This window comes from Brachybacterium sp. AG952 (assembly GCF_004362645.1).
GTDB classification, from domain to species: domain Bacteria; phylum Actinomycetota; class Actinomycetes; order Actinomycetales; family Dermabacteraceae; genus Brachybacterium; species Brachybacterium conglomeratum.
In genome coordinates, this window is record NZ_SNXV01000002.1 from 465,048 (window position 1) to 491,367 (window position 26,320).

At 73.1% G+C, this 26,320-nt stretch carries 22 protein-coding genes and 1 pseudogene; 8 read left to right on the top strand and 15 right to left on the bottom strand.

The window, feature by feature from the left end; genetic code table 11:
- Positions 1 to 5 precede the first annotated feature (5 nt).
- Both DEU31_RS16775 and DEU31_RS07545 read right to left on the bottom strand, forming a co-directional pair.
- Positions 6 to 158, bottom strand: coding sequence for a hypothetical protein (locus DEU31_RS16775; protein WP_157998636.1), 153 nt, complete (start codon positions 156 to 158; stop codon positions 6 to 8).
- 218 nt (positions 159 to 376) lie between these two features.
- Positions 377 to 1,993 (bottom strand): NAD-dependent epimerase/dehydratase family protein, encoded by a 1,617-nt coding sequence (locus tag DEU31_RS07545; RefSeq protein WP_010550009.1) that lies wholly within the window; start codon positions 1,991 to 1,993, stop codon positions 377 to 379.
- A gap of 237 nt (positions 1,994 to 2,230) precedes the next feature.
- Here DEU31_RS07545 and DEU31_RS07550 point away from each other — a divergent pair, with 237 nt between their 5' ends.
- The 4 genes from DEU31_RS07550 to DEU31_RS07565 all read left to right on the top strand — a co-directional run bounded on the left by DEU31_RS07550 (position 2,231) and on the right by DEU31_RS07565 (position 7,453).
- Entirely contained in the window at positions 2,231 to 3,493 is a 1,263-nt protein-coding gene (locus DEU31_RS07550) for a helix-turn-helix domain-containing protein (protein WP_133676668.1), read from the top strand.
- 94 nt (positions 3,494 to 3,587) lie between these two features.
- Positions 3,588 to 5,111, top strand: coding sequence for an aldehyde dehydrogenase (adh, locus tag DEU31_RS07555; protein WP_133676669.1), 1,524 nt, complete (start codon positions 3,588 to 3,590; stop codon positions 5,109 to 5,111).
- A 166-nt stretch (positions 5,112 to 5,277) separates the two neighbouring features.
- The gene (gene adhP / locus DEU31_RS07560) at positions 5,278 to 6,300 is read left to right on the top strand and encodes an alcohol dehydrogenase AdhP (protein ID WP_133676670.1); all 1,023 of its coding nucleotides are present in this window, start codon (positions 5,278 to 5,280) and stop codon (positions 6,298 to 6,300) included.
- Positions 6,301 to 6,424: 124 nt separating this feature from the next.
- Entirely contained in the window at positions 6,425 to 7,453 is a 1,029-nt protein-coding gene (locus DEU31_RS07565; protein WP_133676671.1) for an ornithine cyclodeaminase, read from the top strand.
- Positions 7,454 to 7,490: 37 nt separating this feature from the next.
- On the opposite strand, the gene DEU31_RS07570 is transcribed toward DEU31_RS07565, so the two are convergent.
- The 9 genes and pseudogenes from DEU31_RS07570 to DEU31_RS07610 form a co-directional block, all read right to left on the bottom strand.
- Positions 7,491 to 9,404, bottom strand: a complete 1,914-nt coding sequence (locus DEU31_RS07570; RefSeq protein ID WP_010550004.1) for a BCCT family transporter — start codon at positions 9,402 to 9,404, stop codon at positions 7,491 to 7,493.
- Between the two features lie 195 nt (positions 9,405 to 9,599).
- Positions 9,600 to 9,761 (bottom strand): annotated as a pseudogene (locus DEU31_RS07575) (iron chelate uptake ABC transporter family permease subunit); the annotation flags it as partial.
- Positions 9,762 to 9,782: 21 nt separating this feature from the next.
- A complete protein-coding gene (locus DEU31_RS07580) occupies positions 9,783 to 11,096 on the bottom strand; it encodes a solute carrier family 23 protein (protein ID WP_133676672.1) in 1,314 nt (437 codons plus the stop codon).
- A gap of 40 nt (positions 11,097 to 11,136) precedes the next feature.
- Positions 11,137 to 12,834 (bottom strand): hypothetical protein, encoded by a 1,698-nt coding sequence (locus tag DEU31_RS07585; RefSeq protein ID WP_133676673.1) that lies wholly within the window; start codon positions 12,832 to 12,834, stop codon positions 11,137 to 11,139.
- A gap of 113 nt (positions 12,835 to 12,947) precedes the next feature.
- On the bottom strand, positions 12,948 to 13,613 hold the full coding sequence (locus DEU31_RS07590) for a DUF6320 domain-containing protein (RefSeq protein WP_010549998.1): 666 nt from the start codon (positions 13,611 to 13,613) through the stop codon (positions 12,948 to 12,950).
- Entirely contained in the window at positions 13,610 to 15,061 is a 1,452-nt protein-coding gene (locus DEU31_RS07595) for an alcohol acetyltransferase (RefSeq protein WP_133676674.1), read from the bottom strand. The genes DEU31_RS07590 and DEU31_RS07595 overlap by 4 nt, the downstream gene beginning before the upstream one ends.
- A complete protein-coding gene (locus DEU31_RS07600; protein ID WP_133676675.1) occupies positions 15,058 to 15,993 on the bottom strand; it encodes an alpha/beta hydrolase in 936 nt (311 codons plus the stop codon). Before DEU31_RS07600 ends, DEU31_RS07595 begins: the two co-directional genes overlap by 4 nt.
- Positions 15,990 to 16,487 carry a flavin reductase family protein gene (locus DEU31_RS07605; protein WP_010549995.1) on the bottom strand — a complete coding sequence of 166 codons (498 nt, stop codon included), beginning with the start codon at positions 16,485 to 16,487 and terminating at the stop codon, positions 15,990 to 15,992. The genes DEU31_RS07600 and DEU31_RS07605 overlap by 4 nt, the downstream gene beginning before the upstream one ends.
- A 2-nt stretch (positions 16,488 to 16,489) precedes the next feature.
- Entirely contained in the window at positions 16,490 to 16,909 is a 420-nt protein-coding gene (locus DEU31_RS07610; RefSeq protein ID WP_010549994.1) for a YccF domain-containing protein, read from the bottom strand.
- 81 nt (positions 16,910 to 16,990) lie between these two features.
- Between DEU31_RS07610 and argS the strand changes: the two genes are divergently transcribed.
- Positions 16,991 to 18,748 carry an arginine--tRNA ligase gene (gene argS / locus DEU31_RS07615; protein WP_133676676.1) on the top strand — a complete coding sequence of 586 codons (1,758 nt, stop codon included), beginning with the start codon at positions 16,991 to 16,993 and terminating at the stop codon, positions 18,746 to 18,748.
- A 133-nt stretch (positions 18,749 to 18,881) separates the two neighbouring features.
- Positions 18,882 to 19,589, top strand: coding sequence for a lysoplasmalogenase family protein (locus tag DEU31_RS07620; protein ID WP_133676677.1), 708 nt, complete (start codon positions 18,882 to 18,884; stop codon positions 19,587 to 19,589).
- A gap of 9 nt (positions 19,590 to 19,598) precedes the next feature.
- Here DEU31_RS07620 and DEU31_RS07625 read toward each other — a convergent pair whose 3' ends face one another.
- The gene (locus DEU31_RS07625; protein ID WP_010549991.1) at positions 19,599 to 20,534 is read right to left on the bottom strand and encodes an alpha/beta hydrolase fold domain-containing protein; all 936 of its coding nucleotides are present in this window, start codon (positions 20,532 to 20,534) and stop codon (positions 19,599 to 19,601) included.
- A gap of 124 nt (positions 20,535 to 20,658) precedes the next feature.
- On the opposite strand from DEU31_RS07625, the gene mtnN reads away from it, so the two are divergent.
- The gene (gene mtnN, locus DEU31_RS07630; protein WP_053916449.1) at positions 20,659 to 21,384 is read left to right on the top strand and encodes a 5'-methylthioadenosine/S-adenosylhomocysteine nucleosidase; all 726 of its coding nucleotides are present in this window, start codon (positions 20,659 to 20,661) and stop codon (positions 21,382 to 21,384) included.
- Between the two features lie 17 nt (positions 21,385 to 21,401).
- Here mtnN and DEU31_RS07635 read toward each other — a convergent pair whose 3' ends face one another.
- Positions 21,402 to 22,343: a phosphoglycerate dehydrogenase gene (locus tag DEU31_RS07635; RefSeq protein WP_133676678.1), complete on the bottom strand. Its 942-nt coding sequence runs from the start codon at positions 22,341 to 22,343 to the stop codon at positions 21,402 to 21,404.
- A 61-nt stretch (positions 22,344 to 22,404) separates the two neighbouring features.
- Here DEU31_RS07635 and DEU31_RS07640 point away from each other — a divergent pair, with 61 nt between their 5' ends.
- Positions 22,405 to 24,198, top strand: coding sequence for an alpha/beta-hydrolase family protein (locus DEU31_RS07640; RefSeq protein ID WP_010549988.1), 1,794 nt, complete (start codon positions 22,405 to 22,407; stop codon positions 24,196 to 24,198).
- Positions 24,199 to 24,210: 12 nt separating this feature from the next.
- Here the strand turns inward: DEU31_RS07640 and DEU31_RS07645 are convergent, their stop codons facing one another.
- Both DEU31_RS07645 and DEU31_RS07650 read right to left on the bottom strand, forming a co-directional pair.
- Positions 24,211 to 25,071 carry a sulfurtransferase gene (locus DEU31_RS07645; protein WP_133676679.1) on the bottom strand — a complete coding sequence of 287 codons (861 nt, stop codon included), beginning with the start codon at positions 25,069 to 25,071 and terminating at the stop codon, positions 24,211 to 24,213.
- The gene (locus tag DEU31_RS07650) at positions 25,068 to 26,288 is read right to left on the bottom strand and encodes an endonuclease/exonuclease/phosphatase family protein (RefSeq protein ID WP_010549986.1); all 1,221 of its coding nucleotides are present in this window, start codon (positions 26,286 to 26,288) and stop codon (positions 25,068 to 25,070) included. The genes DEU31_RS07645 and DEU31_RS07650 overlap by 4 nt, the downstream gene beginning before the upstream one ends.
- Between the last annotated feature and the right edge of the window lie 32 nt (positions 26,289 to 26,320).

Below are 26,320 nucleotides of genomic sequence, written 5' to 3' on the forward strand. Positions count from 1 at the left end.
AGCGCTCAGCCGTCGCAGGCCGAGGGGTCGACGGGCACGCCGGACAGGCGGATCACCGTCTGGCCGGGGACGGAGTACAGCTGGAGGCGTGCGCCGTCGGGGCGTGTCGTGTCGAAGCCGTAGGCGGGGGCGCCGCTGCGGCGGCCCGCGTCGCCCACGGCGTCGAAGCCGTGGGAGGCGAGGACCTCGTCGACGGCCTCGGCGCGTCCGCTCCAGGACGGATCATCCGCCAGGATGCCGAGTCCGGGATCGCGTCATGCGGCGCGGCGGAGCCCGTCGCCATGGACAGCGCTGCAATGAGACGGTCGAGGCACAGGGACAGGGAGGTCGGTGCGCTCGTCACGGACCGACCGTACCTCCCTGCGCCTCGTCCCTCTCATTCCGGCGGGTCGAAGGTCCCGCGGTCGGTGCGGAACGCGCGCCGGCGGGCGTAGGCGTGGACCGCCTCGAGCTGCTCGAACTGGTGCAGTGCCTGCTCGGCGAGCTCGCGGAACCCCTCCTCGTCCAGTCCGAGCTCCTGGGCGTTGTCGGCGAGGGTGAGCCAGCTGCCCCGCTTGCCGATCACCGCGCTGCGCATCAGCTCCGCCTCGAGCACCATCGTCATCGGGGAGCGCGCGACGAGCCGCCCGTTGCTCTTCAGACGGCCCGCATGCTCGCCGAGCCAGGCCGCGGCCTGCCGGTAGCGCCGGCGTCGCAGTCCTAGGTCGTCGATCAGCTGGTGGAGGAAGCGCCGCTCGGCGCGGATCTGCTCGGCGATCGAGGAGAGCACCGGATGGACCGGGGTGTCCACGTAGTCGGCCGCCATCCGGTCGATGCGGGCAGCGCCGGCGGTGGCCCCGGTGAGGTGGTCGGAGAGGTAGAGGCCGAGGAGCCCGGCGTCGATCCGCGGCGAGGGCCCGGCGTCGCCGCCCCCTCCCCCGCCCGCGGCGATCCCGCCGACCGGGAGGCGCGCCCGTCGGCTGTCGCGCGGACGCATCGGCACCGAGCCGGTGCCGCGGCCGTCGGCCATCCCCTCGAGCAGCTCGGAGAGGGCGTCGGCGGCGCTGTGACGGGGCCGCCAGCCCAGCTCGCGCTCGGCACGGCCGTTGTCCATCACGGGCACGTTCATGCCCATGTCCACCCATCCGGGGTCGGCGGCGACCAATCCCGCGCGGTGCCCCGCGGCGAGCGCGGCGCGCACCGCGGGCACGGGCAGCTCGATCGCCCGTCCCGTCCCCACGAGACGGGCCAGGTCCCGCACGTCGAGCACATCGTCCGCGCAGATGTTGAAGGCGCCGGGAACCTTCGCCACGGCCGCGGCGGCGTAGGCCTCGGCGACGTCACGGGCGTGCACCGCCTGGATCCGCAGCCCGCGCGGCAGCGGGAGCAGCGGCGGCCGCCCGGCGCGCAGCAGCTGCACGGGCATCCATCGGCCCAGGAAGTAGCGCTGGATCTCGGAGCCGGCGTCCCCCTGGAAGATCAGCGCGGGGCGCAGGCGGGTGAGCGTCATCTCGGGATGCAGCCGCTCGATCTCGTCGAGAACCTGCTCCTGGGCGACCTTGTCCACGCTGTAGTGGGAGGTGCGCACGCCGTCCGTCGGCCACGACTCGTCACGGACCTCCCGTCCCGGGGACGGAGAGTAGGCACCGACCGACGAGGCGACCACCAGCGTGCCGACTCCCGCCTCCGCGGCGGCCCGGCCCACGTGCGCCGTCCCCTCGACGTTCACCCGGCGCAGGAGGTCCCTGTGCGTGTTGGGCTGGATCAGCCAGGCGAGATGGATGACGGCATCCGCTCCACGCAGCGCCTCGGTGAGCTCGCCGATCGCCTCCTGCGCAGGCGTCTCGCCCCCGACGTCGATCGCGGCCCACTCCGCGCTCGCGTACGGCTCCTCGGTGCGCACGGGGAGACGACGCGCGATTCCGAGGACCGAGGTGACCTCGGGCCGGCGGGCGAGGGCTGCGAGCACCTCGGTCCCGACGTTCCCCGTGGCTCCGATGACGGCGACTCTCATGGCGTGCTCCTCCTCTGCCCACCGAGTACGCGGTGGGGCGATGGCACCTGCGGTCTCGTCCCAACCTAGGTCGCCGGGACCGCGCGGAGAAGGGAAGGGCTCGGACGCCGACCGCTCGGTCTCCTCCCGGACCCTTGTCCGGCCGCGCCGGATCTCGTTGCCACCCCTCTCCCGCCGGGGTACCGTCATCGCACCTGTGGCACGAACGACGACGAGGTGGATCGTGAGCGAGGCAGGATGACCGTCACCGACTGGTCGCCGACGGATTCCGTCTACCAGGCGCAGCTGCGGCGAGCGCACGAGGAGCTGCGCGCGAGCACCGCGCCGGACGCGGCGCCATGGCCGGTGCGCGCCCCGGTGCTGGACTCGTGGCGGCGCTCGCTGGCCGCGCTGCCCGCCGGCACGGGCACCGCAGACGCCGTGCTCGAGGGCGACGAGCTCGCCCGGGCTCGCCGCGCGCATCCCTTCTCCGCGATGCTTCCCCTGCTGCGCTCGCGCCTGATCGAGCCGGCCGTCGACGCGGGGCTCGTGGTCGCGCTCGGCGACGCCGAGGGCCGACTGCTCTGGGTCGAGGGACGCTCCGCCGTGACCTCCCGGGCCGATGCGATGGGCTTCGCCGCCGGCGCCGACTGGTCCGAGTCCGCGATGGGCACCTCCGCCCCCGCGCTCGCCCTCACCACCGGCTCGCCCACCCAGGTGGTGGGCGCGGAGCACTTCCACGAGGCGGTCCATCCGTGGAGCTGCAGCGCCGTGCCGGTGCTGGACCCGTGCACGGGGTCGACGATCGGGGTGCTCGACGTCACCGGCAGCGCGGACGCGGTCGCGCCCCTGGTGCTGCCGCTGCTCCAGGCGACCTCGCGCGCTCTCCAGGCGGAGCTGCGCGCACAGGGCGCGGGACGCGCCCCCGCCGCGCCCGCCCACCTGCTGCTCACCGGACGGCGCACGCCGCAGCTCCTCCTCGGCGAGGGCGTCGTCGAGCTCAGCGGCCGCCACGCCGAGCTGCTGACCCTCCTGCACCTGGCCCCCGACGGGGTGCGCGGGGCCGAGCTCGCCGAGGACCTCCACGGCGGCGCCTCCGCCGAGAGCACCGTCCGCGCCGAGGTGGTGCGCCTGCGGCGCGTGCTCGAGGTGAACGGCGGGCCCGCGATAGCCTCACGCCCCTACCGACTTCAGGGCGAGGTCGACAGCGACCTGCAGCAGACACGGTCCGCCCTCGCGCGCGGCGACCTGGACACGGCGCTCGCGCACTGGAGCGGCGAGCTGCTGCCCGGTTCCGACGCTCCCGCGATCCGCCGTCTGAGCGCCCAGGTGGACGACCATCTGCGAGAGCTCGTGCTCGGGAGCGGCGACGCCGCGCAGCTGTGGGCCTACGCGCAGCGGCCCGAAGCCGCGCACGACCTCGAGGTGCTCATGACGATCCTGCAGATCGCCCCGGCCGACGCCTCCGAGCGGACGGCCGCCGCGACTCGGGCCCGGGAGCTGCGGGGCGAGACGGCCTGACGTCGCGGTCGCAGCGCCCGCGCAACGTGCATGCAACGTGACGTGGATTACGTTCGACGCACCGACGACGACGTCGACCGCAGAAGGGAATGCCATGACTGTCTACGCACGCCCCGGCACAGAAGGTGCGAAGGTCACCTTCAAGCCCCGCTACGAGAACTGGATCGGCGGGCAGTGGGTGCCGCCCGTGAAGGGCGAGTACTTCGAGAACCCCTCTCCCGTCACCGGCCAGATCTTCACCGAGGTCGCCCGCTCCACCGCCGAGGACGTCGAGCTCGCCCTCGACGCCGCCCACGCCGCCGCCCCCGCCTGGGGGAAGACGTCGGTCGCCGAGCGCGCGGTGATCCTGAACAAGATCGCCGACCGCATCGAGGAGAACCTCGAGATGCTCGCCGTCGCCGAGACATGGGACAACGGCAAGGCGATCCGCGAGTGCCTGAACGCTGACCTGCCGCTGGCGGTGGACCACTTCCGCTACTTCGCCGGCGCGATCCGCGCCCAGGAGGGCGCGCTCTCCCAGATCGACGACGACACCGTCGCGTACCACTTCCACGAGCCGCTCGGCGTGGTCGGGCAGATCATCCCCTGGAACTTCCCGCTGCTGATGGCGGTGTGGAAGCTCGCCCCCGCCCTCGCCGCCGGCAACGCCATCGTGCTCAAGCCCGCCGAGCAGACCCCCGTCTCGATCCTGGTGCTCGCCGAGCTGATCGGCGACCTGCTGCCCGACGGCGTGCTGAACATCATCAACGGCTTCGGCGCCGAGGCCGGCAAGCCGCTCGCCTCCAACAAGCGCATCGCCAAGATCGCCTTCACCGGCGAGACCACCACGGGCCGGCTCATCATGCAGTACGCGAGCCAGAACCTCATCCCGGTCACCCTGGAGCTCGGCGGAAAGAGCCCGAACATCTTCTTCGAGGACGTCGCCTCGCAGCAGGACTCCTACTACGACAAGGCTCTCGAGGGCTTCGCGATGTTCTCCCTGAACCAGGGCGAGGTGTGCACCTGCCCCTCGCGCGCCCTGGTGCAGGAGGGCATCTTCGACTCCTTCGTCGCCGACGGCATCGCCCGCGTGGAGGCCACGAAGCAGGGCGACCCGCTGGACACCGACACCATGATCGGCGCGCAGGCCAGCAACGACCAGCTCGAGAAGATCCTGTCCTATCTCGACATCGGCAAGCAGGAGGGCGCGAAGCTGCTCACCGGCGGCGAGCGCGCCGACCTCGGCGGGGACCTCTCGGGCGGCTACTACGTCACCCCCACGGTCTTCGAGGGCGACAACTCCATGCGCATCTTCCAGGAGGAGATCTTCGGCCCGGTGCTGGCGCTGACCCGGTTCAGCGACTACGAGCAGGCGATCTCGATCGCGAACGACACCCTCTACGGGCTCGGCGCGGGCGTGTGGAGCCGCCAACAGAACACCATCTACCGCGCGGGTCGCGCGATCCAGGCCGGTCGCGTGTGGGTGAACAACTACCACAGCTATCCCGCGCACTCCGCGTTCGGCGGGTACAAGTCCTCCGGCATCGGCCGCGAGAACCACCTGATGATGCTCGACCACTACCAGCAGACCAAGAACCTGCTGGTGAGCTACTCGGAGAACAAGCTCGGCTTCTTCTGAGCCGTCCGGGAGACATGATCGTCCGACGGGGGCGGTCAGGCCGCGCCGCGTGCGCCACGCCCCGCCCCCGCCGGCCCCACCCCTTCACGACCCAGAGGTCCCTGCGCGCCGCGCGGAGCGACCTCTCCCATCCCTGCCCGGAGACGGGCCGATCGAGGAGACCCGCATGCCCACCACCATGACCGCCGCCGTCGTCCACGAGTTCGGACGGGACCTGTCCGTCGAGGAGTACACGCTGCCCGAGCCCGGCCCCGGCCAGGCTCTCGTCAAGCTGATCTCCTCAGGCGTGTGCCACACCGACCTGCACGCCGCCGAGGGCGACTGGCCCGTCAAGCCGTCCCCGCCCTTCGTGCCCGGGCACGAAGGCGTGGGCACGGTCGAGAAGGTCGGCGAGGGCGTCACCGACGTGAAGGTCGGCGACCTGATCGGAAACGCCTGGCTGTGGAGCGTCTGCGGCGACTGCCAGTACTGCCGCACCGGCTGGGAGACCCTCTGCGAGGAGCAGAACAACGGCGGCTACAGCGTCGACGGCTCCTTCGGGCAGTACATGCTGGTGGAGACCAGGTTCGCCGCCCGCATCCCCGAGGGCGCCGATCCCTACGAGATCGCCCCCGTGCTGTGCGCCGGGGTGACGGTGTACAAGGGTCTCAAGCGCACCGAGGTGCGGCCCGGCCAGTGGGTCGTGATCTCCGGGATCGGCGGGCTCGGCCACATCGCGGTGCAGTACGCGGTCGCGATGGGAATGCGCGTGATCGCGGTGGACATCGCCCAGGAGAAGCTCGACCTGGCCACGAAGCACGGCGCAGAGATCGTGGTGGACGCGAGCCGGGTCGACCCGGTCGAGGCGATCCAGGAGCAGGTCGGCGGCAGCCACGGCGTTCTCGTCACCGCCGTGCACCCCAAGGCCTTCGGGCAGGCGATCGGGATGACCCGCCGCGGCGGCACCATCGTGTTCAACGGCCTGCCCCCGGGCGACTTCCCCGCCCCGATCTTCGACATCGTGCTGAAGGGCCTGACGATCCGCGGCTCGATCGTCGGCACCCGCCAGGACCTCGCCGAGGCGATCGAGTTCTACGCGGCCGGGAAGATCCACCCCACCTACTCGCGCCGCTCGCTCGAGGACATCAACCAAATCCTCGGCGAGATGAAGGAGGGCAAGATCGACGGCCGCGTCGTCATCGAGTACTGAGCACGCCGCCGACGGGCGGGTCGACCGGTTCCGCGCCGGTCGGCCCGCCCGTCGGCCTACGCTGGGGGTGGAGCACTCCTCGACCCCCGCGCGACGACGCGACCCCCGACAGGAGATGAGAACGATGCCTCACCTGCTCGACGTCCCCGGCACCGTCCGCTGGATCCGCCGCGACGGCCTCGACACCGTCCTCGCCGGACTCGTGCGCTATCTCGAGTCCGATCTGCTGCGCTGGGAGGAGTTCGAGAAGGTCCCGCGTCTGGCCAGCCACACCCCGCACGGCGTGATCGAGCTGATGCCGATCACCGACCGGGAGCTGTACTCGTTCAAGTACGTCAACGGCCATCCCCACAACCCCGCCCGGGGCCTCCAGACGGTCACCGCCTTCGGCGTGCTCGCCGACGTCGACAACGGCTACCCGATCCTCTTCGCGGAGATGACGCTGCTGACCGCGCTGCGCACCGCGGCGATGTCGGCGCTGGCCGCGCGGGAGCTCGCCCGTCCCGGCGCGCGCATCCACGCCCTGATCGGGGCGGGCTCCCAGGCCGAGTTCCAGGCGCTGGCGATGCGGACGGTGCTCGGGATCGAGGAGCTGCGCGTGATGGACCTCGACGCCGCGGCCGTGGAGAAGGTGCGGCGCAACCTCGAGCCGCTCGGCTTCCGCGTCCATGCCGCCGCCACGGTCGAGGAGGCGCTCGAGGGCGCCGACGTGGTCACCACCTGCACGGCGGACAAGGCCCGAGCCGCGGTGCTGCACCGCGAGCAGGTCCGGCCCGGCATGCACCTGAACGCGATCGGCGGGGACTGTCCCGGCAAGACCGAGCTGGACCCGGCGATCCTCGAGGACGCGCGGGTGGTGGTCGAGTACGCGCCGCAGACCCGGATCGAGGGCGAGATCCAGCAGCTGCCGGAGGACTTCGAGGTGACCGAGCTGTGGCGGATCCTCGCCGGGGACGCCTCCGGGCGCACCTCCGATCAGGAGGTGACGGTGCTGGACTCCGTCGGCTTCGCGCTCGGGGACTTCTCGGCTCTGCGCTGCGCGCTGGACGCCACCTCCGGCACGGACCTGCTGGGCTGGATCGATATGATCGCCGACCCCGACGATCCGAAGGACCTCTTCTCCCTCGTGACGGAGCGACGGCCGGCGCCCTGAGCAGGGCGCCGGCCGTCGGCGAGGGAAGCGGGGAGGGTCAGTCCTCCGCGGGGGTCGCGCTCGGCGCGCTCGGGGCGCTGGGTTCGCTCTCCGCGCCTCGCCCGCCGACCCGCGTCCGGTGTCCGCCGCGACCGATGCCGCCGCGGGTGCGGGTGAGGCGGTAGTCGATGCGGTCGTCGACCAGCGAGGCGATCTCGTCGGTCGAGGCGTGGGTGCGGCTCACCTCGTCGGTGATGTGCGCGGTGACCCGCTCCAGGCGGGCGAGCCGCTCGTGCTCGGAGAGCACCGCCCGGTCCAGGCTGAGCGCCTTCACCAGAGCCACGCACATCAGCAGCAGGATCACGCTGAACGGCAGCGCGGTCATCAGCGAGCCCGCCTGCAGGGAGGTCAGGCCGCCCGAGAGCAGCAGCGCCGCGGCGAGCAGGCCCTCGAGCAGCGCCCACAGCACCCGCGACCACATCGGCGGGTTCGGGTGTCCGCCCGAGGCGAGCATGTCCACGACGAGTGAGCCCGAGTCGGAGGACGTCACGAAGAAGACCGCGACCAGGACGATGCCGAGCACCGACAGCAGCTGGGTGGCAGGGAACTGCTCGAAGATGCGGAACATCGATTCCTCGGCGGTGACGTCACCGAGGTCGCCGGCGCCGAACCACTGGCGGAACAGGCCGTTGCCGCCCCAGATCGAGAACCAGATCATGCCCACCACGGTCGGGACCAGCAGCACGCCGGCCACGAACTGGCGCACGGTGCGGCCCTTGGAGATGCGGGCGATGAAGACGCCGACGAAGGGCGCCCAGGCGATCCACCAGCCCCAGTAGAACAGGGTGTTTCCGGCGAACCAGCTCTGCGCCTCCTCGGAGCGGGTGTACGCGCCGACGTCGAGGGTCAGGTGGAAGACCTCGCTGAGGTAGATGCCGAGGGACTCCACGAAGTTCTGGAAGATGAACACCGTGGGGCCGAACAGCAGCGCGGCGACAGCGAGCAGGCCCGCGAGGGTCAGGTTGCCGTTGGAGAGCCACTTGATGCCGGCGCCGACGCCGCTGACCACGGAGAGCGTCGCGATGAGGGTGATCACCACGATCAGGATCACCAGGAAGTTCGTGGAGACCTCGTCGACCAGGCCGATGGCCTGCATGCCGGCAGCGATCTGCTGGGCACCGAGGCCCAGCGAGGTCGCGATGCCGAAGACGGTGCCGAAGATGGCGAGCACGTCGATCACATCGCCGACCCAGCCCTTCACCCGGTCGCCGAAGATCGGCTCGAGAGCCCAGCGGATGGAGACGGGGCGGCCGCGGCGGTGCATCGCGTAGGCGATGGCCAGGCCGATCACGGCGTAGGCGGCCCAGGGGTGCAGGCCCCAGTGCAGGAAGGTCTGCGCCATCGCGAGGCCCGAGGCCTCGACGCCCTCGACGTCCCAGCCGGGCTTCGGCGCGGTGGTGGTGTAGCTCAGCGGCTCGGCGACGCCGTAGAAGACCAGGCCCACGCCCATGCCGGCGGAGAACAGCATCGCGAACCAGGACAGCAGCCCGAATTCGGGCTCGTCGTCGTCCCGGCCGAGGCGGATCGAACCCCAGGAGGACAGCGCGACGATGATCGCGAAGGCGACGAAGACTCCGATGGCCAGCATGTAGAACCAGCCGAGGTTCGCCACGATCCAGCCCTGCGAGGTCTCCATCACGTCGCCGGCGCTCTCGGGGAACAGCACCGACAGCAGTGCGACGCCGAGGATCACGGCCATCGCGGGCCAGAACACGGCCGGCGCGATCGTGCCCTTGCTGATGCGCGCGCCCTGTCGGCGCAGCTTCTCGGTGATCTCGTCGTCGGAGTCGTCGGTGGCGATCTGCTGGGACCGGGGGAGATGAACGGTCCTGGGAAGCTCTTCGGGCCATGCGGAGATGTCGGGGCCCTGCGCGGGCACCTCCGCTCCCTGGTCGTGACCTGAGCTGCTCATAGCGGTCCCTTCTTGTCGACTATCGGATTCCCACCAACTGTGCAGGACGACCAGGGTATGCCGAGAATAGGCCGATCCAGAGTTCGAAGGTCGGACAACCGGCATCTGCGCAGATCAGCACGCTTCCACGCGCTGTTGCGCCGTCCGGCGCGACGGTCGGCGAACTCACATGCCCGACCCGGCGCACGTGGCTCATCACACTCGCGAGCGCCAGAGCAGCCAGACCAGGTACGGCGCCCCGATCAGCGAGACCATGAGCCCGGCGGGCACTTGGGCGGGCGCGATCAGGGTGCGCCCGAGCACGTCCGCGAGGGCGACCAGCACCCCTCCCGACAGCATCACGACGGGGAGCGCACGCGGGTGCGCTCCCGTCGCACCTCATCGCCGGAGTCGAGCAGGCTCCTGATCCCGGTCGCCGCGCCCGTCGGCCGGGCCGCGCTCGGTCCCGGTGAGGCGGCCGATGCCGCGCATGCCGTGGAAGATCGCCAGCGCCGCCACGGTCCCCAGCGCGATGCCGGTGAAGGCGAAGCCGCCGACCTCCCAGTGCAGGTCCGCGATCGCGATGACGAGGGCGACGCCCGCGGTCATCTGGTTCACGGGACGGGCGAAGTCGACCTTCCCGTCGATCCACATGCGGAAGCCGACGATCGCGATCAGTCCGTAGAGCACGAAGGTCACGCCGCCGAGCACGCCCGGGGGGATGGTGTTGATCAGCGCGCCGACCTTCGGGGAGAGCGACAGGCCGATCGCGGCGAGGCCCGCGACCCAGTACGCGGCGGTGGAGTAGACGCGCGTGGCGCTCATGACGCCGATGTTCTCGCCGTAGGTGGTCGTCGGCGAGCCGCCGAAGGTGGCCGACAGCGCGGTCGCGGCGCCGTCGGCGAAGAGGGTGCGGCCCACCATGTGGTCGAGGTTCTTCCCGGTCATGGTGCCGACGCTGGTCACGTGGCCGACGTTCTCCGCCAGCAGCACCACGATCACGGGCAGGAAGATCGGCAGCAGGCCCAGGTCGAACTCCGGGTGGTGGAACTCGGGCAGGCCCAGCCAGGCCGCCTCCCGCACCGGGGTGAAGTCGACCTCGCCGCGGGCGAGCGCGATCAGGTAGCCGATGACCACGCCGACCAGCACGCTGATGCGTCCCAGCAGCCCGCGGAACAGGGCGGTGCACAGCAGGATCGCGATCAGGGTGAGGGTCGCGGTGACCGGGGCCTGCGAGAAGTTGTTCTGGTAGGTGGTGGGCACCAGGTTCAGGCCGATCAGGGCGACGATCGAGCCCATCACCACCGGCGGCATGAGTCGGCCGATCCAGCCCGTGCCGATCCGCTGCACGAGCAGGCCCAGCAGGGCCAGCAGCACGCCGGTGACGAGCACCCCGCCGAGCGCGGCGCCCATCGAGTCGGCCTGGGTGGAAGCGGTGATCGGGGCGATGAACGCGAAGGAGGAGCCGAGATAGCTGGGCACCCGGTTCCTGGTGATCGTGAGGAACAGCAGGGTGCCGATGCCGGAGAAGAGCAGCGTGGTCGAGGGTGGGAAGCCTGTGATGACGGGGACCAGGAAGGTCGCGCCGAACATCGCGATGACGTGCTGGGCGCCGATCCCGATCGTCAGCGGCCAGGCGAGCCGCTCCTCGGGCAGGACGATCGCGTCGGGGGCGACGGTGCGGCCGTCTCCGTGCAGGCTCCAGCGGAACATGGTTCTCCAGGGGTGGGGAGGGACGGGGCCGGCGGGCCGGTCAGCGGCCGGGGAAGATCTTTCGCTCGGCGGTGGCGCCGGAGACGTCGGGGACCAGGTCGAGGAGGGAGACGCGGCCGTTGTCGCGGGCACGGAAGTCGGCGAACATGCGGGTGATGTCCGGGGCGCCGAACTCGTCCCGCACGGGGGCGGGGACCGTGAGCATGAGCGCGGTGGCGATGCCGAGCACGAGGGCGACGCCGCCGGTGACCAGGCCCGCGCCGCTCGCGGTCGCGATCGAGCTGACGATGACGTCGAGGAAGCCGACGACGACCAGGACGAGCGAGGCGACGACCCCGCTGGCCCGGGCGCTGACCGCGGGGCGGGAGAGCAGCGCGGTGCGGCCGAAGACGGAGACCACCACGAAGCAGGCGCAGACCGCGGCGTCGGCCAGGTGGAGGACGGGGCCGCCGGGGCGGGGCACAGAGGTCGCCGCGAGGGCGCCCATCAGGTGCCACAGCACCGCGGCGGAGTGCATCAGGGCGCTGAGCTCGAGGGCGCGCACCGAGTACACCAGCCAGTCGGTGCGGCGGAACGACAGCGGCATGGAGCGCACGAAGGAGCGGGAGATCATCAGCCCCAGCGCGGCGAGGAGGAAGGGCAGGTAGACGAAGCCGCGAGCGACGCTGATCGGGGCGGCGAACTGCAGCCCGAGGGTGTTGTCGGCCAGCGCCGCGATCGCGAGCCCGGCGACGACGGCGGTGGAGAAGACGTACCAGGAGCGCTCCCGGCGCAGCGCGGAGGCCAGCACCACGGCCAGCAGCAGCGCGGAGATCAGCGTGTTCGCGAAGGTCATCAGCGAGAACGCCCAGCCGGTGGTGAACAGGCGGCCGACGATCATCACCAGCGCCAGCAGCAGCGCGGCCGCCGCGGCGATCCCGACCCCTAGGAGCAGCCGTCGAGCGGCACGACGGGCCCGCTCCTGCGGGAGATAGCCCTCGTGGGCGCGCGGCTCGATGCCGAGGATCGCGCCGAGCAGCAGCAGGGAGACGCCGACGCCGATCCCGACGGGAGGCCCGTCGGGCAGGGGAGCGAAGAGCACCGGGAGGGAGAGGACGAGGTCCGCGCCGAGCACGAGCAGGGCGATGGCGAGGGCGGGGGCCATGCCCGCCACGCGCAGCGTCCGGATCGCGCGCAGCGGCGGCGCGGCGGGGATCCAGCGCAGGGCGTGGACGGCGACCAGCGCGACGAGCGCGACGCCGATCGAGATCCGGCCCAGCAGGTCCAGGACCGGGTTGTCCGCGACGGTGAACGTCGTGGTGAGGGCGGAGGTGAGGCAGATCAGGGCGAGCACGTCGCGCAGCGCGTCGAACAGGCCCAGGTCCTTGAAGCGCTCCGGCAGCTGGAAGCCGGCGATCGGGATCTCGTCGTCCTCGGCGTTCGGGGTGGTGCCCGACCGGGCGTAGGAGACGACGCGGGGGCGGGCGAGCGGGGCGACGGTGCCGTCGTCGGTCCCGTCGGAGCCGTCCTCCTCGCCCTCCACCACGGGGATCGCGCCGGTGACCGCGTCGGGCTCGGCGCCGGGGCGGTCCTGGTCCGGCAGCGCCGGGCCCTGCCCGCGGCGAGCGAGCAGCGGCTGGGCGTAGCGGTCGAACTCCTCGCGGCCGGGGAGGCGATCGGTGGGGAGGCTGTGGGGGTCGTCGATGGCGAAGATCCAGTCGGCGTCCTGGTCCTCCTCCGAGCGCGGATCCCTGTCCATCGACCTTCTCTCCTGCTGTTCGTCGCCCGGACGGTCGCCCGGGCGCAAGCCTGCCCCTCGCATCCTAGGGAGCGCAGGGGCGCTGGGGCCGTCGGCGCGCCGTGGGATCTTCGCTACAGGTGCAGGCGCGTGGCCAGCTCCTGCCGCACCGCGCCGCCGCGCACCGTCAGCAGCAGCACGATCGAGAGCACGCTCAGGCCGCCGCAGATCGCCGAGGGGATCACCGTGCCCACCCAGCCCAGCGCCAGGAACACGATCGGGGTGAGCCCCAGCAGCACCGTCAGCCCGGAATAGACGATGTAGTCGCCCACCTGCATCCGCACCACCCGCACCGTGATCACCAGCCCGATCAGGGAGGCGGCGCACAGGATCGGCACCACGAAGGTGAGGGACCAGGCGTCCCAGCCGGTCAGGTAGTCCCAGTACACGCAGACGCCGCCGGCGAGCGCGACGAGATAGACGATGAACTTCGCGAGGTTGCGGCGCTTGCCCACCGCGACCAGCACCACCAGCCAGGTCGCGACCACGCCCAGCCACACCGAGCGCAGCGCCCCCAGGCCCTGCTCCTCGGGACGGAACAGCAGCTGGGCGAGGAAGGACAGCGCGATCACCGCCAGCGAGGTCAGCGTGAGCACGCGCAGCACCCGGCGGCGCCGGAAGCGCAGCGGCACCGCCGGATAGGGGCTCGGCGAGGCGGTGCCCTCGAGCGTCGCCGCGCACAGGGGGCAGCGGGTCCACTCCCCCTCGACGCCGACCGCGCAGTCGGGGCATCTCCTCATCGGCCGACCTCCGCGAGCTCCGCCTCGGTGGTCCGGGACGCGGCCACGGACACCTCGATGCCGGCCTCGGTGAGGATCCGCGCGTACTCCCGCACGTGCTCCGTCTCGACGAAGGGCGAGGTGAAGGAGATCGTGAGCAGGCCGGCGTGGGAGATGGCGCAGAACTGGGGCCGTGCGGCGGAGACGTGGAAGAGCATCCGGCCGACGTGCGGGGCGGCGGCCTCGGGCAGCGTCACCCGGCCCAGGTTCGAGATCGCGACGGTGAGCGAGCGGTTGTTCGCCCGGTTGGCCAGCCCCAGCAGCACGTCCTTGAGCGGGCGGGGCACGATCCGGGCCAGCGGAGCGCGCTCCACCCGGATCAGGCGGCGCAGCCTCCCCTCGAGCGCCTCCGGCCTCGCCTCGGCGCCGAAGTCCTCCTGGAGCCGCCGCGCGACCTCGCCGAGGGAGTCGCCGCCGGCGCCGTAGGTGTGGGAGACGGTGATCGTGGCGAAGAAGTTGCGGGCCGAGTCGGAGGGGAAGAACTGGCGCAGGTTCACCGGCACCGAGGCGGCGAGGGTGCGGGCGCCGCGGGCGTCCCGCTCCAGCGCGCCGGTGCGGCGGATCGCCTCGAAGAACGCGGCGGTGAGGAACATCGACATCGCCACGCCCTCCCCCTTCGCGAGGGCGAGCACCGGCGCCACCGGCATCGTCAGCTCGAGGACGCGGGTGCGGTGGTCGGGGGTGCGGGTGCCGCGCAGGCGCAGCACCCGTCGCGGCGCGGGCGGGGCGGGGTCGGGGGCTCCGGAGGTCTCGCGGTCCTCGCCCGCGGGCTCCTCCTCCCCGGCGCGCAGCATCGCGGAGGCGGCCTCGCGGCTGAACTCCTCCTCGTGCGCGGCCCGCTCCTGCTCCTCCCGCGCCCGGGCGGCGCGCTCGGCCCGTGTGCGCCGACGGAAGTGGTGGGCGAAGGAGTCGGCGGCCAGCTCGTGGACCTCCGGCTCGACCGAGCCCGCCACGTCCGTCGTGTCCTCGGGGGCGAAGCGGCGGCGGCAGTACTCCTCCAGCAGGGCGGTGAGGAACCACAGCGCCCCGGTCCCGTCGGAGAGGGCGTGGAACACCTCGAGGCTCACGCGGCGGCGGTGGTGGACGACGCGGAACAGCAGGGTGCGGCGGTCCGCCTGGTAGATCGGGGCGCAGGTGTGCTCGGTCTCCGGCTCGAGGACGGGGCGGAGGTCGCTGTCCTGGAGGTAGTACCAGAACACGCCGCGGCGCAGCACCGCGTGGTAGAGCGGGAAGCGCTCGTAGGTCGCATCCAGGGCCTCCTGCAGCAGCGCCGGGTCGACCTCGTGGTCCAGCTCGGCGGCCATGCGGAAGACCTTGGTGTCCACGTCGCTGCGCGCGGCGAGGAAGATGTTCGAGGCGTTGTCCAGGCGCACCCAGTGCCGTCGCCGGACCGGCAGGGAGAGCTTCACGGCCCCTGCTCCAGGAACTCGTCGATCACCTCGTACGCCTCCTTCAGGGGGCGCGCGAAGCGGGGCAGGGTGATCACCCCGTGCAGCGCCTCCTCGAGGCGGTGGATCCGCACCCGGTTCCCGGCCGCGGCGAGCGCGCGTCCGTAGGCCTCCCCCTCGTCGCACAGCAGGTCCAGGCCCGCGCTGAGCAGGAGGGTGTCCGGCTGTCCGGAGAGGTCCTCGGCCATCAGCGGGGCGACCAGGCGGCTGCGGCGCAGCGCGGGGTACGGGACGTACAGGTCGAGATAGTCCTGGACCTCCGTACTGGTGAGCCGGTAGCGGTCGCCGAGCCGGCGCACGGACTCGAAGGGGGAGGTGGCGGGGTCGTGGTCGTAGTGGGTGACCGGGTAGAGCAGGATCTGGCGCGAGGGGACGCGGTGGCCGCTCTCGCGCAGCAGCAGCGAGACGGCGGCGGCGAGGTTCCCTCCCGCGGAGTCCCCGACCAGCACGATCCGGTCCGGGTCCGTGAGCCCCGCCCGGCCCGGGTCCTCCAGCAGGCCGCGCGCGACGCCGTAGCAGTCCTCGAGCCCGGCGGGGAAGGGGTGCTCGGGGGCGAGGCGGTAGTCGACGGAGGCGACGTGGCAGCCGGTGAGGTCCGCCATGGTGGCGCAGGCGGGGGTGTAGCTCTCGATGTCGCCGGTGACCCAGCCGCCGCCGTGGAAGAACAGCAGCAGGTCCTCGCGACGCCGCTCGGTCGGCGCGAACACCCGCACCGGCACGCGATGCCCGTCCGGGGCGTCGGAGAAGGTGTCCCAGGTGGGGGTGCGGTAACGGGCCGTCGGCAGCGCGGCCAGACGTCGCTGGAGGGCGCGGACGCGCTGGTAGTCCTCGCGCACGTCGAAGCGGCCGGCCCGGGCGACCGCCCGCAGGGCCAGGCGCAGCAGGGCGCTCACGGCCGCAGCTCCCGCTTCTCCCCCGCGAAGCGGATCGCGGGACCCGCCTCGGCGCCGCCCTGCCCCATCCCGACGACGGGACCGATCAGCAGGCGGTGGGTCGCGGCGTCGACGCCCTGCTCGATGCGCAGCGCGAAGTGGGCGAGCGCGCCGGGGAGGATCGCGTCCCCGTCGGCGGTGCGCCCCGCCTCGATCCCGGCGAGCATCCCCTGCAGCGGCGCGCCGGGGGTGCCGAAGCGGTCGGCGAGCGCCTGCTGGTCCTCGGCGAGCAGGCTCAGGCAGCAGTGGCCCGCCTCCTCCACCGCCTCCGCGGCGCGGGAGAGCCCGTACAGGGCCAGGCCCATCGTCGGCGGGTCGTAGGAGATGTCGAGATAGGAGTCGACGGTGACGAGCAGGTCGTGGGGCCCCTGCCGGGTGCTGACCACGGCCAGGCCCACGGCGAGCAGGTCGCTGAGGCGGCGGTACTCGTCCTGGTCGACGCCGGGATGCGCCATGCTCACCGCGCGGTGGGGAGCATGCGGGCGCGGGCCGAGTCCGCGTCGAGGATCTCCTTGCCGAAGGGGAAGCAGGTCACGGGGATCAGCTTGAGGTTCGCCCACGCGAGCGGGATGCCGATGATCGTGACGGCCTGGGCGAGCGCGGTGACGACGTGGCCGAGCGCGAGCCACCAGCCGGCGATCACGAACCAGATCACGTTGCCGATCGTGCCGGCGGCGCCGCCGCGGCCGGTGTCGACGACCTCGCGGCCGAAGGGCCAGATCACGAAGCCCGCGATGCGGAAGGACGCGAGTCCGAACGGGATGGTGACGACGAGGAGGCACGCCAGGATCCCGGCGAGGAGGTAGCCGAGGAAGAGCGACCAGCCGGCGGTCAGCAGCCAGATGATGTTCAGGACCAGGCTCAGGAGGGAACGCATGGAGCCAGGGTAGGCACCGCTGATGTCCGCGGCCAGGGGGCTGTCCCCCGACCGTGCGGGAGGGCCACTACCCTGGGACGCATGCCAGCTCCCGAGATCGCGCTGACCGAGCGCTTCCAGTCCGCCTTCGCCGCCGCCTTCGGGCCCGAGTTCGCGGACGCCGATCCGATCATCCGCCCCTCGCAGTTCGCGGACTTCCAGTGCAACGCCGCGATGGGACTGGCCAAGCGCCTCGGCCGCAAGCCCCGCGACATCGCCGCGGACATCCTCGCGGCCGTGGACCTCTCGGACATGGCGGAGACCCCGGAGATCGCCGGACCCGGCTTCCTGAACATCCGCCTGCGCACCGACTGGGTCGCCGCGCAGGCCGCCGAGCTCGCGGGCGACGCCCGCCTCGGCGTCTCCTCCCCCGAGCGGGCGGAGACCGTGGTGCTCGACTACTCGGCGCCGAACGTGGCCAAGGAGATGCACGTCGGCCACCTGCGCACCACCGTGGTCGGCGACTCGATCGCCCGCACCCTCGAGAAGCTCGGCCACACCGTCGTGCGCCAGAACCACATCGGCGACTGGGGCACCCCCTTCGGGATGCTCATCGAGCACCTCCTCGAGGTGGGCGAGGACAGCGCCGAGGCGGAGCTGCTGACCACCGACCCCAACGCGTTCTACCAGGCGGCGCGCGCGAAGTTCGACGCCTCCGAGGCCGCCGCCGACGGCGAGTCCGGCTTCGCCGCGCGAGCGCGTCGGCGCGTGGCGACCCTCCAGTCCGGGGACGCCGAGTCGCTGCGCATCTGGACGCACCTGGTGGGGCTGTCCAAGGAGTACTTCCACCGCATCTACGAGATGCTGGACGTGACGCTGACCGACGAGGACCTCGCCGGCGAGTCGACCTACAACGACCAGCTCGAGACCACCTGCACCGACCTGGAGGCCGACGGGATCGCCCGGATCTCCGACGGGGCGCTGTGCGTCTTCCCGGAGGGCTTCACGGGCCGCGACGAGCAGCCGCTGCCGCTGATCATCCGCAAGTCCGACGGCGGCTACGGCTACGCCACCACGGACCTCACCGCGATCCGCCATCGCGTGCGGGACCTCGGGGCGGACCGCATCGCCTATGTCGTCGGCACCGCGCAGGAGCTCCACTTCCGGATGGTGTTCGCCACCGCACGGGAGGCGGGCTGGCTGCCGGACGAGGTCGAGGCGACCCATGTGAAGATCGGCTCCGTGCTCGGCGAGGACGGCAAGATCCTGCGCACCCGCTCCGGCGCCTCGCTGCGGCTGATGGCGCTGCTGGAGGAGGCGGTGGCGAAGGCCCGCACCGTCATCGACGAGCTGCGCCCCGACCTCTCCGACGAGGAGCGCGACCAGATCGCGCACGCGATCGGCATCGGCGGCGTGAAGTATGCCGACCTCTCCACCGCGCACGACTCGGACTACACCTTCGACCTCGACCGGATGCTGGCGCTGACCGGCAACACCGCGCCCTACCTCCAGTACGCGGTGGCGCGGATCCGCTCGATCGGCCGACGGGCCGAGACGGCCGGCGTCACCGCCGCGGCGGCGCCCCTGGTCGTGAACGACGCGGAGCGGGCGCTCGCGCTGCAGCTGCTCGAGTTCGGCCCGGTCCTCGCCTCCGTCGGCGCGGAGTACGAGCCGCACCGCCTGTGCGCGTATCTCTTCTCCCTCGCGCAGGCGTTCACCGCGTTCTACGACGCCTCCCCGATCCTCAAGGAGGACGACGCGGAGGTGCGCGCGGGCCGTCTCGCCCTCGCACAGCTCACCGAGCGCGTGCTCGTCGAGGGCCTCGACGCGCTCGGGGTGGAGGCGCCGCAGCAGATGTGAGGGCACCCCCGGCGCGGCATTTCGGACATCCCTCCCCCGTCGTGACCGAACCGTGTCCGCCGTTACCCAAACGTGCCCCAGTCCGGCGGTCGATCCCTGGTCAGAGCCAGGATCTGCTTCCTACGCTGGGACGGTGTCCACGATCCGCTCGGCCCATCGCGCCCTGTGGGGGGCCTATGCGCTCCTCGCACTGGTCCACCTCGGCGCGCTCCTGGCCGACGCGGATCTGATCGGCCGGATCACCCAGCCGATGTTCGCCCCGGTGCTCATCGCCGTGGTGCTCACCGCAGCCCCGTACCGCTCCCGCACGACGGGGCTGATGCTCGGCGCCCTGGTCTGCGCATGGATCGGCGACAGCGTGGGGCAGGTCCCCGTCGAGGGCAGCGGGATGCTCGCCGTCGTCGGCTTCCTGGGCGCGCTGATCTGCTACTCGGCCGCGCTCGTGCCGCTGTGGACCCGTTCCCGCGACCCGATGCGCATCGCGCTCGCGATCCCCTACGGCGCCGTGGTGATCGGGCTGTTCGTCGCCTGCGCGGACGGGGCCGGCTCCCTGCTGCCGATGGTGGCCGCCTATGCGGTGGCGCTGGCGACGATGGCCTTCCTCTCCGCCGGCGGCAACGGCCTGACCTGGACGGGAGGCACCCTGTTCCTGCTGTCGAGCTCGCTGCTGGGGATGGACTGGTTCCTGCCCGGCGCCGCGATCGCGTTCAGCACGGAGCTGGTGATGCTGACCTACCTGGTGGGCCACGCCCTGCTCGTGGCGGGGCTGGTGAAGGCGATGCCGCGGCACCGCTGGACCGTCGCCGCCCCCGCCCCCTCGCTCGTGATCGTCGAGGGCTGACGGGGCCGCTCAGCCCTCCCGGCCGTCCCGGTCCTTCCGGCCCAGGGCGCGGCCGATCAGCTCGGACTGCTCGCGGTGCAGCCGCTCGATGTCCTCGCCCTTGCGCGGGATCAGCTGCAGACCGAGGCGGCCGCCGATCTCCCGATAGGCGACCTCCTCGCCGTTCTCCTCGAGCTGGAGCCGAGCGACCCGCGCGTCGGAGGCGAAGAGGTCCTTCTGGCCGACGCTCAGGTGCAGCGGCGGCAGGCCCTCCAGGCCCCGGTTGATCGGGGAGAGGTCCGGATCGTCCAGCGGGGTGCGCCCGGCGTAGCGGCGGGCCGCATCGCGCAGCAGGCGCCGCTCGTGCACCGGATCGGACTGGTCCGTCTCGCTCATCCACGCGGCGGACAGCTCCAGGTCCAGCCAGGGCGACATCAGCACGATCGCGGCCGGGGCGGGCACCGGCGCGAGCGCCTCGGACTCCTGCTCGACCAGTCGCCGCGCGACGACCACGGCGAGCCCGCCGCCGGAGTGCTGGCCGCTGAGGACCCACGGGCCCTCGCCCAGCCGCCCGTCGGCCGCGAGCGCGGCGAGGACCGCCTCGACGTCGTCCCGGGCGACGGGGTGCTGGTGATCGGGGGCGTTGCGGTAGTCGACCATGAGCCCGGCGCAGTCCTGCGCCTCGACCTGGCGGGAGAGCCAGGCCCAGTCGCTGGTGAAGGGGCCCGAGACGTAGGCGCCGCCGTGCAGGTGGATGATCAGGCCGTTGCCGCGGTGGTGGCGGTCCAGCCACACGGTGCGGGTGCGGCCGATCATCTCCTGCTCGATCGCATGGGACTTCAGCACGTGCGAGGGAGGCTGCGGGCTGCGGGCCTCGCGCAGCGCCTGATGGGTGAGGGCGGAGGGGATCGGGATCCTCGCGGCGGCGCGAGCCCCCGTCACCACGGCGTCTCGGATGCGACCCATCGCTTGCCCTCCTGTCCGCGGCCGCTCGGGCCGCCTCTGTGCCGGTCCGCCCAGACTAACGAACCCGCCTGGACGGTGCGGGAGCGGCACCGGCCGGGCTCCGGCCCGCCGGTACGCTTCGACCATGCCCGAGACCTCCGCCCCCGCTCCCCTGCTGGTCCTCGTCGCGATGCCCGAGGAGGCCGCGCCGCTGACCTCCCGCCTCGAGGGCCCCGCCCCCGTCGAGGTCCCCTTCCCCGCCCCGGTCGCGGCCGTCCGCGGTCGCCTCGGCGGGTCCGAGGCCGTCGTGGTCACCACCGGCATCGGCGTCGCCGCCGCGACCGCGGCCGCGACCTGGGGCGTCCTCGCCCTCTCCCCCGCCCTCGTGGTCGCCGCCGGCTCCTGCGGCGGCCTCGCCGCGGATGTCGAGGTGGGCACCGTGATCGTGGGCGAGACCTTCGCCTGGTCGATCGCGGACGCGACCGCCTTCGGCTACGCCCCCGGGCAGCTGCCCGGCGGGCCCGAGCGGATCGTGGCCGAGACGTCCTGGGCGGACCGGGCCGAGCGCGCCGCCCGCGCCGACCAGACGGCCGCGGTGCGGCGCGGGCTGATGCTCGCCGGCGACGCCTTCGTCACCGCCCCGCTGGCGGACCCGATGCGGGAGCGGTTCCCCGGCGCGCTCAGCGCCGACATGGAGACCACCGCCACCGCCCGCACCGCCGAGGCGCTCGGCGTGCCCTTCGTGGCGCTGCGCGCCGTCTCGGACCTGTGCGGTCCCGCCGCCGGTCAGCAGTTCCACCTCGAGATCGACGTGGTCGCGGAGACCTCGGCCCGGGCCGTCGAGCGCCTCGCCGCCGATCTCGCCGGCTGAGGCGCCCCGGCGCGGCGTCAGCGCGCGGCCGGGTGCAGCACCTCGCCGCCCTCGACCAGGGCGCGGAGGTTCGCGGCGATCCGCTCATCGGCGCCGACGGGCCGGCCTCCTGCGCCGTGCGGGGTGATCAGCAGGCGCGGCGCGTCCCACAGCGGGTCGCCGGACGGGAGCGGCTCGGGCTCGGTGACGTCGAGGCCGGCCGCGCCGAGAGTCCCCGCCTCGAGCGCCTCGCGCAGCGCGACCTGGTCGACGGTCGCGCCGCGGCCGACGTTGACGAGGATCGCGTGGTCCGGCAGCGCGGCGAGCACCTCGCGGCCCACGATCCCGGCGGTCCGCTCGGTGGCGGGCAGGATGTTCACCAGCACGTCGGTGCCCGGCAGGGCGGCGGGCACATCGGCCTCGGCGATCACCTCGACGCCGGCGCGGGTGCCGGCGCTGCGAGCGGCGCCGCGCACCTGGGCGCCGAGGCCCTGCAGCATCGGGGCGAGGGTCTGCCCGATGCTGCCGAAGCCCCAGATCAGCACGCGCGCGCCGAGCAGCGTGGTGAGGCGTCCCTCGGGGTGCAGGGGCTGCAGGCCCCCGAGCTCGTCGCTCCACTCGTGGCGCTCCTGCGCCTCGCGGGCCTCGGGCAGGCGCCGCACGAGGGCGAGCAGCAGGGCGAGCGCATGCTCGCTGACGGTCCTCGAGTGCAGGCCCGCGCCGGTGGCGACGACGACGTCGTCCGCGAAGCCGGCGGCGAGGATCCCCTCGACCCCGGCGGCGAGGGACTGGACCAGCCGCAGCTGCGGCAGGTCCGCGGCGGCGGAGGCGAGGTGGCGGCGGGAGGAGCCCCAGACCACGAGGGCGGCGGCGTCGTGATGGGCGGCGGGGATCTCGGCGCGGGCGTCGACCACGACCGCCTCCCAGCCCTCCGGCAGCGTCGGGTCCAGGGGCATGGTGTCGGGAAGCAGGATCTTCATGCCCCCAGGGTACGGAGGAAGCGCATCGCGCCTGCCGGGCGTGCTCCGATAGCCTTCCCCCATGCGCTTCGGCCCCGCCTCCGCACTGTCCTCCCTGACTGGCCTCACCGGCGGCGCCGCGCGAGCGCTGCGCCGCACCACCCGTCGGGCGCGTCGCGGGGCGCGCCGCTCGGCGATCGCCGCCCCGCTGGACACCGGCGGCTTCCTCGGCGCCTCGCTGACCGCATGGATCTCGACCTCCCCGAGCCTGCTGCCCCGCACCTGGTGGATGTGGGCGGCGAACATCGGGCTGTCGGAGGTCTACGGCTACGCCGCCGGCGCCCTCGCCGGCCGTGCCGTGCGCCGCGCCGGCGCCGCGATCGGCCTCGAGGTGGACATCGCCCCGGACCATCGCCGCCGCGCCCGCTGGGCGGGGGCGTGCGCCCTCGTCGGCATCACCGCCTACTCGTGGGTGCGAGGGGTGATGCGGCAGCGGGAGATCAGCCATCTGGTCCACCAGGAGCCCAAGAACCTCGCCACGCACCTGGTCGGCACGGCGGCCGGGGCCGGGTTCTCCCTCGCCGCGCTCGTCGCCGCCCGGTCCACCGTCGCGACCGCGCACTTCTACCGTTCACTGCTGCGTCCCTACCTGCCGGCGCGCGTGGTCGGCGCCGCCTCGCTGCTGCTGACCGCCGCCACGGTCGCGGTGGCGGTGGACCGGCTGATCCGCGGGCGGGTGCTCGAGGGCATTATCGAGCGGGCCGACGCGGCGAACCGGCTGATCTCCCCCGACGTGCCCCGCCCCACCTCCGCGCTGCGCTCGGGCGGGCCGGGTTCGCTGGAGACCTGGCAGTCCCTCGGCGCGCCGGGCCGCAAGATCGTCTCCGCCGGCGCGGAGGCGGCCACGATCTCCCGCACCGTCGGCCGAGAGGCGGCCGAGCCGATCCGCGTGTACGCCGCGAAGTCCGGCTCCCGCACCCTCGAGGACACCGTCGACGCGGTCATCGCGGAGCTGGACCGCACCGGCGCCTGGGACCGGGAGGTGCTGGTGCTGTTCACCGGGACCGGCACCGGCTGGCTGCAGGAGTGGTCGCTGTCCGCGATCGAGTTCCTCACCGCGGGGAACTGCGCGACCGCCTCCCTCCAGTACTCCTATTTCCCGAGCCCCCTCACCTATCTCGCCGACCGCCGCTCCCCGCAGCGCGCCGGCGCGCTGCTGGTCCAGGGCGTGCGGCGCCGGATGGCACAGCTCCCGCCTGAGCGGCGTCCGCGCCTGTACGTGGCCGGCGAGTCGCTGGGCGCCTTCGGCGGCACCGCCGCGTTCCGCGACCTGCCCGAGCTGCTGCGCACGGTCGACGGGGCGGTGTGGACGGGCACCCCGAGCTTCACCCCGCTGTGGGAGCAGCTGACCTCCCGTGCCCGGCCCGGCTCCCCCGCGGTCGCGCCGATCATCGACGACGGCCGGCACGTCCGCGTAGTCACCCGTCCCCGGGACCTGGACCGCAACTACTGGGGCGGGCTGTACGTGCCGTGGGAGAGCCCGCGCGTGGTCTTCGCCCAGCATCCCTCGGACCCGGTGGTGTGGTTCGATCCCTCGCTGCTGTGGCGGGAGCCGGCCTGGCTGCAGGAACGGGTGGGGCACGACGTCACCCCGGCGATGCGCTGGTTCCCCTGGATCACCTTCTGGCAGATCGCCTCGGACATGCCGCTGTCGATCGCGGCGCCGGGCGGGCACGGGCACTCGTACCGCGAGGAGATGGTCCCGATCTGGGCGGCGGTGCTGGGCCAGGACGTGCCCGAGGAGCAGCGTCCCGCGCAGCGACGCCGGCACCGCGAGATCATCGCGGCGATCCGGGAGATCAACCCGGGAGCGTGAGCGGGAGGGGGCTCAAGGGTTCGGGCCGACGGCGACGGGCCGTTCGGGGTCCGTGCTCCACTGCGACCAGGAGCCGGGGAAGAGCCGCACCCGCGGGAAGCCCGCGGCCTCGAGCGCGAGCAGGTCGTGGGTGGCGGTGACGCCGGAGCCGCAGTACACGACGGTCTCGCCGTCCGCCGTGACGCCGGCGGCCTCGAAGCGCTCCCGCAGCTCCTCGGGGGGAAGGAAGCGCCGCTCCGCATCGAGGTTGCCGACATAGGGCAGGTTCACGGCGCCGGGCACGTGGCCGGCGCGCGGGTCGATCGGCTCGACCTCGCCGCGATAGCGCTCGGGGGCGCGGGCGTCGATCACGACGGCCTCCTCGGAGGCGGCGAGCTGCGCGACCTCGTCGGCGCTCGCGATCCGGTCCGCAGGCCAGTCCCGCACCGGCACGTCCCCGGGCTCCGGGGTGACGGGCCCGCTCTCGAGCGGTCCGTTCCAGGCGTGCAGGCCGCCGCTGAGCACGGAGCCCTCGTGGCCGAGGGCGCGCAGCATCCACACCAGGCGGGCGGCGGGGCCGCCGTCGGCGTCGTCGTAGGCGACGATGCGGGAGTCCTCGGTGACGCCGAGACGGCGCAGGGTCGCGGCGAAGTCCGCGGGATCGGGCAGCGGGTGACGGCCCGCCTCGGGGCGCGCCGGGGCCGCGAGCTCGGTGCCGAGGTCGACGTAGACCGCGCCGGGGAGATGCCCGGCGAGGTGGTCGTGCTCGCCCTTGCTGCCGTCGAGCGCCCAGCGCACGTCGAGCAGGACCAGGGGGCGACCCTCCTGCCCGATCTCGTCGATCAGCGCGTGCAGCGCGGCGACGTCGAGGAGCGGGGCGGAGGCCGGGCTCACGCCTTCACCTGCAGGTCCACCCGCACCAGGCGGTGGTCGGAGGTGGGGAAGGGGTGGCTGCCGGTCAGCTCGCTGCCCGGCTCGCCCTGGCGCGGCCAGTACACGGCCGAGGAAACGATCTGCAGCTCGCGGGCGGGCAGCACGTAGTCGACGCGGAGGTTCCCCGGGGTGGGCTCGGCGAAGTCGGCGGTGTCGTACCGCGCCTCGCCGCCGTGCCCGGCGTTCGCGCCTCCCTGCGTCTCGGCCGCCTCGACGGCGCCGTCGCTGGTGGGCTTCGGGTCCTGGACGCGGGGATGGCGCAGGAGCTGCTCGATCGCGCCGGGCCAGGAGTCACCATCGACCGGGTCGGAGTTCAAGTCGCCGAGGATCACGAAGGGGGCGCTGGGATCCAGACCGCCGCGCACCCCGGCGTCGTCGACGATCCACTGCGAGCGACGGCCCGGCTGGAGATAGTCGACCCACAGCCGGATCTCGTCGTGGTTACGGCGCTGGTTGCGCTTCTCGGGACCGTCGAAGCTCGGCGGGGTGGGGTGTGCGGCGAGGACGTGGAGGACGTCCGTGCCGATCTGCACCGGCACGTCCCAGTGCGACTTCGAGCTCAGCCGCAGCTGCGGGGAGATCTCCGGCCCGTAGAACTCGGTGGGCAGCAGGTTCTGCGGCATGTCCGCCCAGCGCAGGTTCTGGAAGGTGCGCACCTGATCGGTGAGGATCGGGTAGCGGGAGAGGACCACCATCCCGTACTGGCCGGGGAACTGGCCGAATCCCCAGGCGTCATCCGGGCCCTCGACGGCGCCGTCGCGGTTCAGGTCCAGGCCGGAGGGCACGCCCGTGTTCACGGGGGCGGTGAAGGCGTAGGGGTAGAAGGCGGGGCTCTGCCCGTTCTGCGGCACCTCGAGGTACTTCTCGCGGAAGAGGTCCGCGCCGCGTCCCTCGTCGTCGTGGTCGAACTCGTTGAGCAGCAGGATGTCGGGGCTGTTGATCTGGATGACCTCGGCGACCGCCCGGATCTGGGCGTCCTTCCCGGTGGCGAGGTCCTCGAGCAGCTGCCCCTCCCGGCCGCGGTTCAGGGAGGCGTTGAAGGTCGCGGCGCGCAGCGACTGGAACGGACCGCCCCGACGCGCGGGCTCCGCCGCGGTGGCGGTGGCGGCGGCGGGCAGTCCGAGCCCGGCAGCGGCGGCGGCGACGAGCGCCCGGCGACGGGAGAGGCGAGGAGTCATGACTTCCATTGTGCACGTTCCCGGGGCCGGAC

Bases quoted from the DNA above. Each gene is read 5' to 3' on its own strand.
- DEU31_RS07590 (WP_010549998.1), bottom strand. From the start codon at position 13,613: ATGAGGAGATGCCCCGACTGCGCGGTCGGCGTCGAGGGGGAGTGGACC.
- DEU31_RS07585 (WP_133676673.1), bottom strand. From the start codon at position 12,834: ATGGACAGGGATCCGCGCTCGGAGGAGGACCAGGACGCCGACTGGATC.
- DEU31_RS07605 (WP_010549995.1), bottom strand. From the start codon at position 16,487: ATGGCGCATCCCGGCGTCGACCAGGACGAGTACCGCCGCCTCAGCGAC.
- mtnN (WP_053916449.1), top strand. From the start codon at position 20,659: ATGCCCGAGACCTCCGCCCCCGCTCCCCTGCTGGTCCTCGTCGCGATG.
- DEU31_RS07650 (WP_010549986.1), bottom strand. From the start codon at position 26,288: ATGACTCCTCGCCTCTCCCGTCGCCGGGCGCTCGTCGCCGCCGCCGCT.
- DEU31_RS07635 (WP_133676678.1), bottom strand. From the start codon at position 22,343: ATGAAGATCCTGCTTCCCGACACCATGCCCCTGGACCCGACGCTGCCG.
- DEU31_RS07610 (WP_010549994.1), bottom strand. From the start codon at position 16,909: ATGCGTTCCCTCCTGAGCCTGGTCCTGAACATCATCTGGCTGCTGACC.
- DEU31_RS07625 (WP_010549991.1), bottom strand. From the start codon at position 20,534: ATGGGTCGCATCCGAGACGCCGTGGTGACGGGGGCTCGCGCCGCCGCG.
- DEU31_RS07545 (WP_010550009.1), bottom strand. From the start codon at position 1,993: ATGAGAGTCGCCGTCATCGGAGCCACGGGGAACGTCGGGACCGAGGTG.
- DEU31_RS07640 (WP_010549988.1), top strand. From the start codon at position 22,405: ATGCGCTTCGGCCCCGCCTCCGCACTGTCCTCCCTGACTGGCCTCACC.
- DEU31_RS07570 (WP_010550004.1), bottom strand. From the start codon at position 9,404: ATGAGCAGCTCAGGTCACGACCAGGGAGCGGAGGTGCCCGCGCAGGGC.
- argS (WP_133676676.1), top strand. From the start codon at position 16,991: ATGCCAGCTCCCGAGATCGCGCTGACCGAGCGCTTCCAGTCCGCCTTC.
- adh (WP_133676669.1), top strand. From the start codon at position 3,588: ATGACTGTCTACGCACGCCCCGGCACAGAAGGTGCGAAGGTCACCTTC.
- DEU31_RS07550 (WP_133676668.1), top strand. From the start codon at position 2,231: ATGACCGTCACCGACTGGTCGCCGACGGATTCCGTCTACCAGGCGCAG.
- DEU31_RS07565 (WP_133676671.1), top strand. From the start codon at position 6,425: ATGCCTCACCTGCTCGACGTCCCCGGCACCGTCCGCTGGATCCGCCGC.
- adhP (WP_133676670.1), top strand. From the start codon at position 5,278: ATGCCCACCACCATGACCGCCGCCGTCGTCCACGAGTTCGGACGGGAC.
- DEU31_RS07580 (WP_133676672.1), bottom strand. From the start codon at position 11,096: ATGTTCCGCTGGAGCCTGCACGGAGACGGCCGCACCGTCGCCCCCGAC.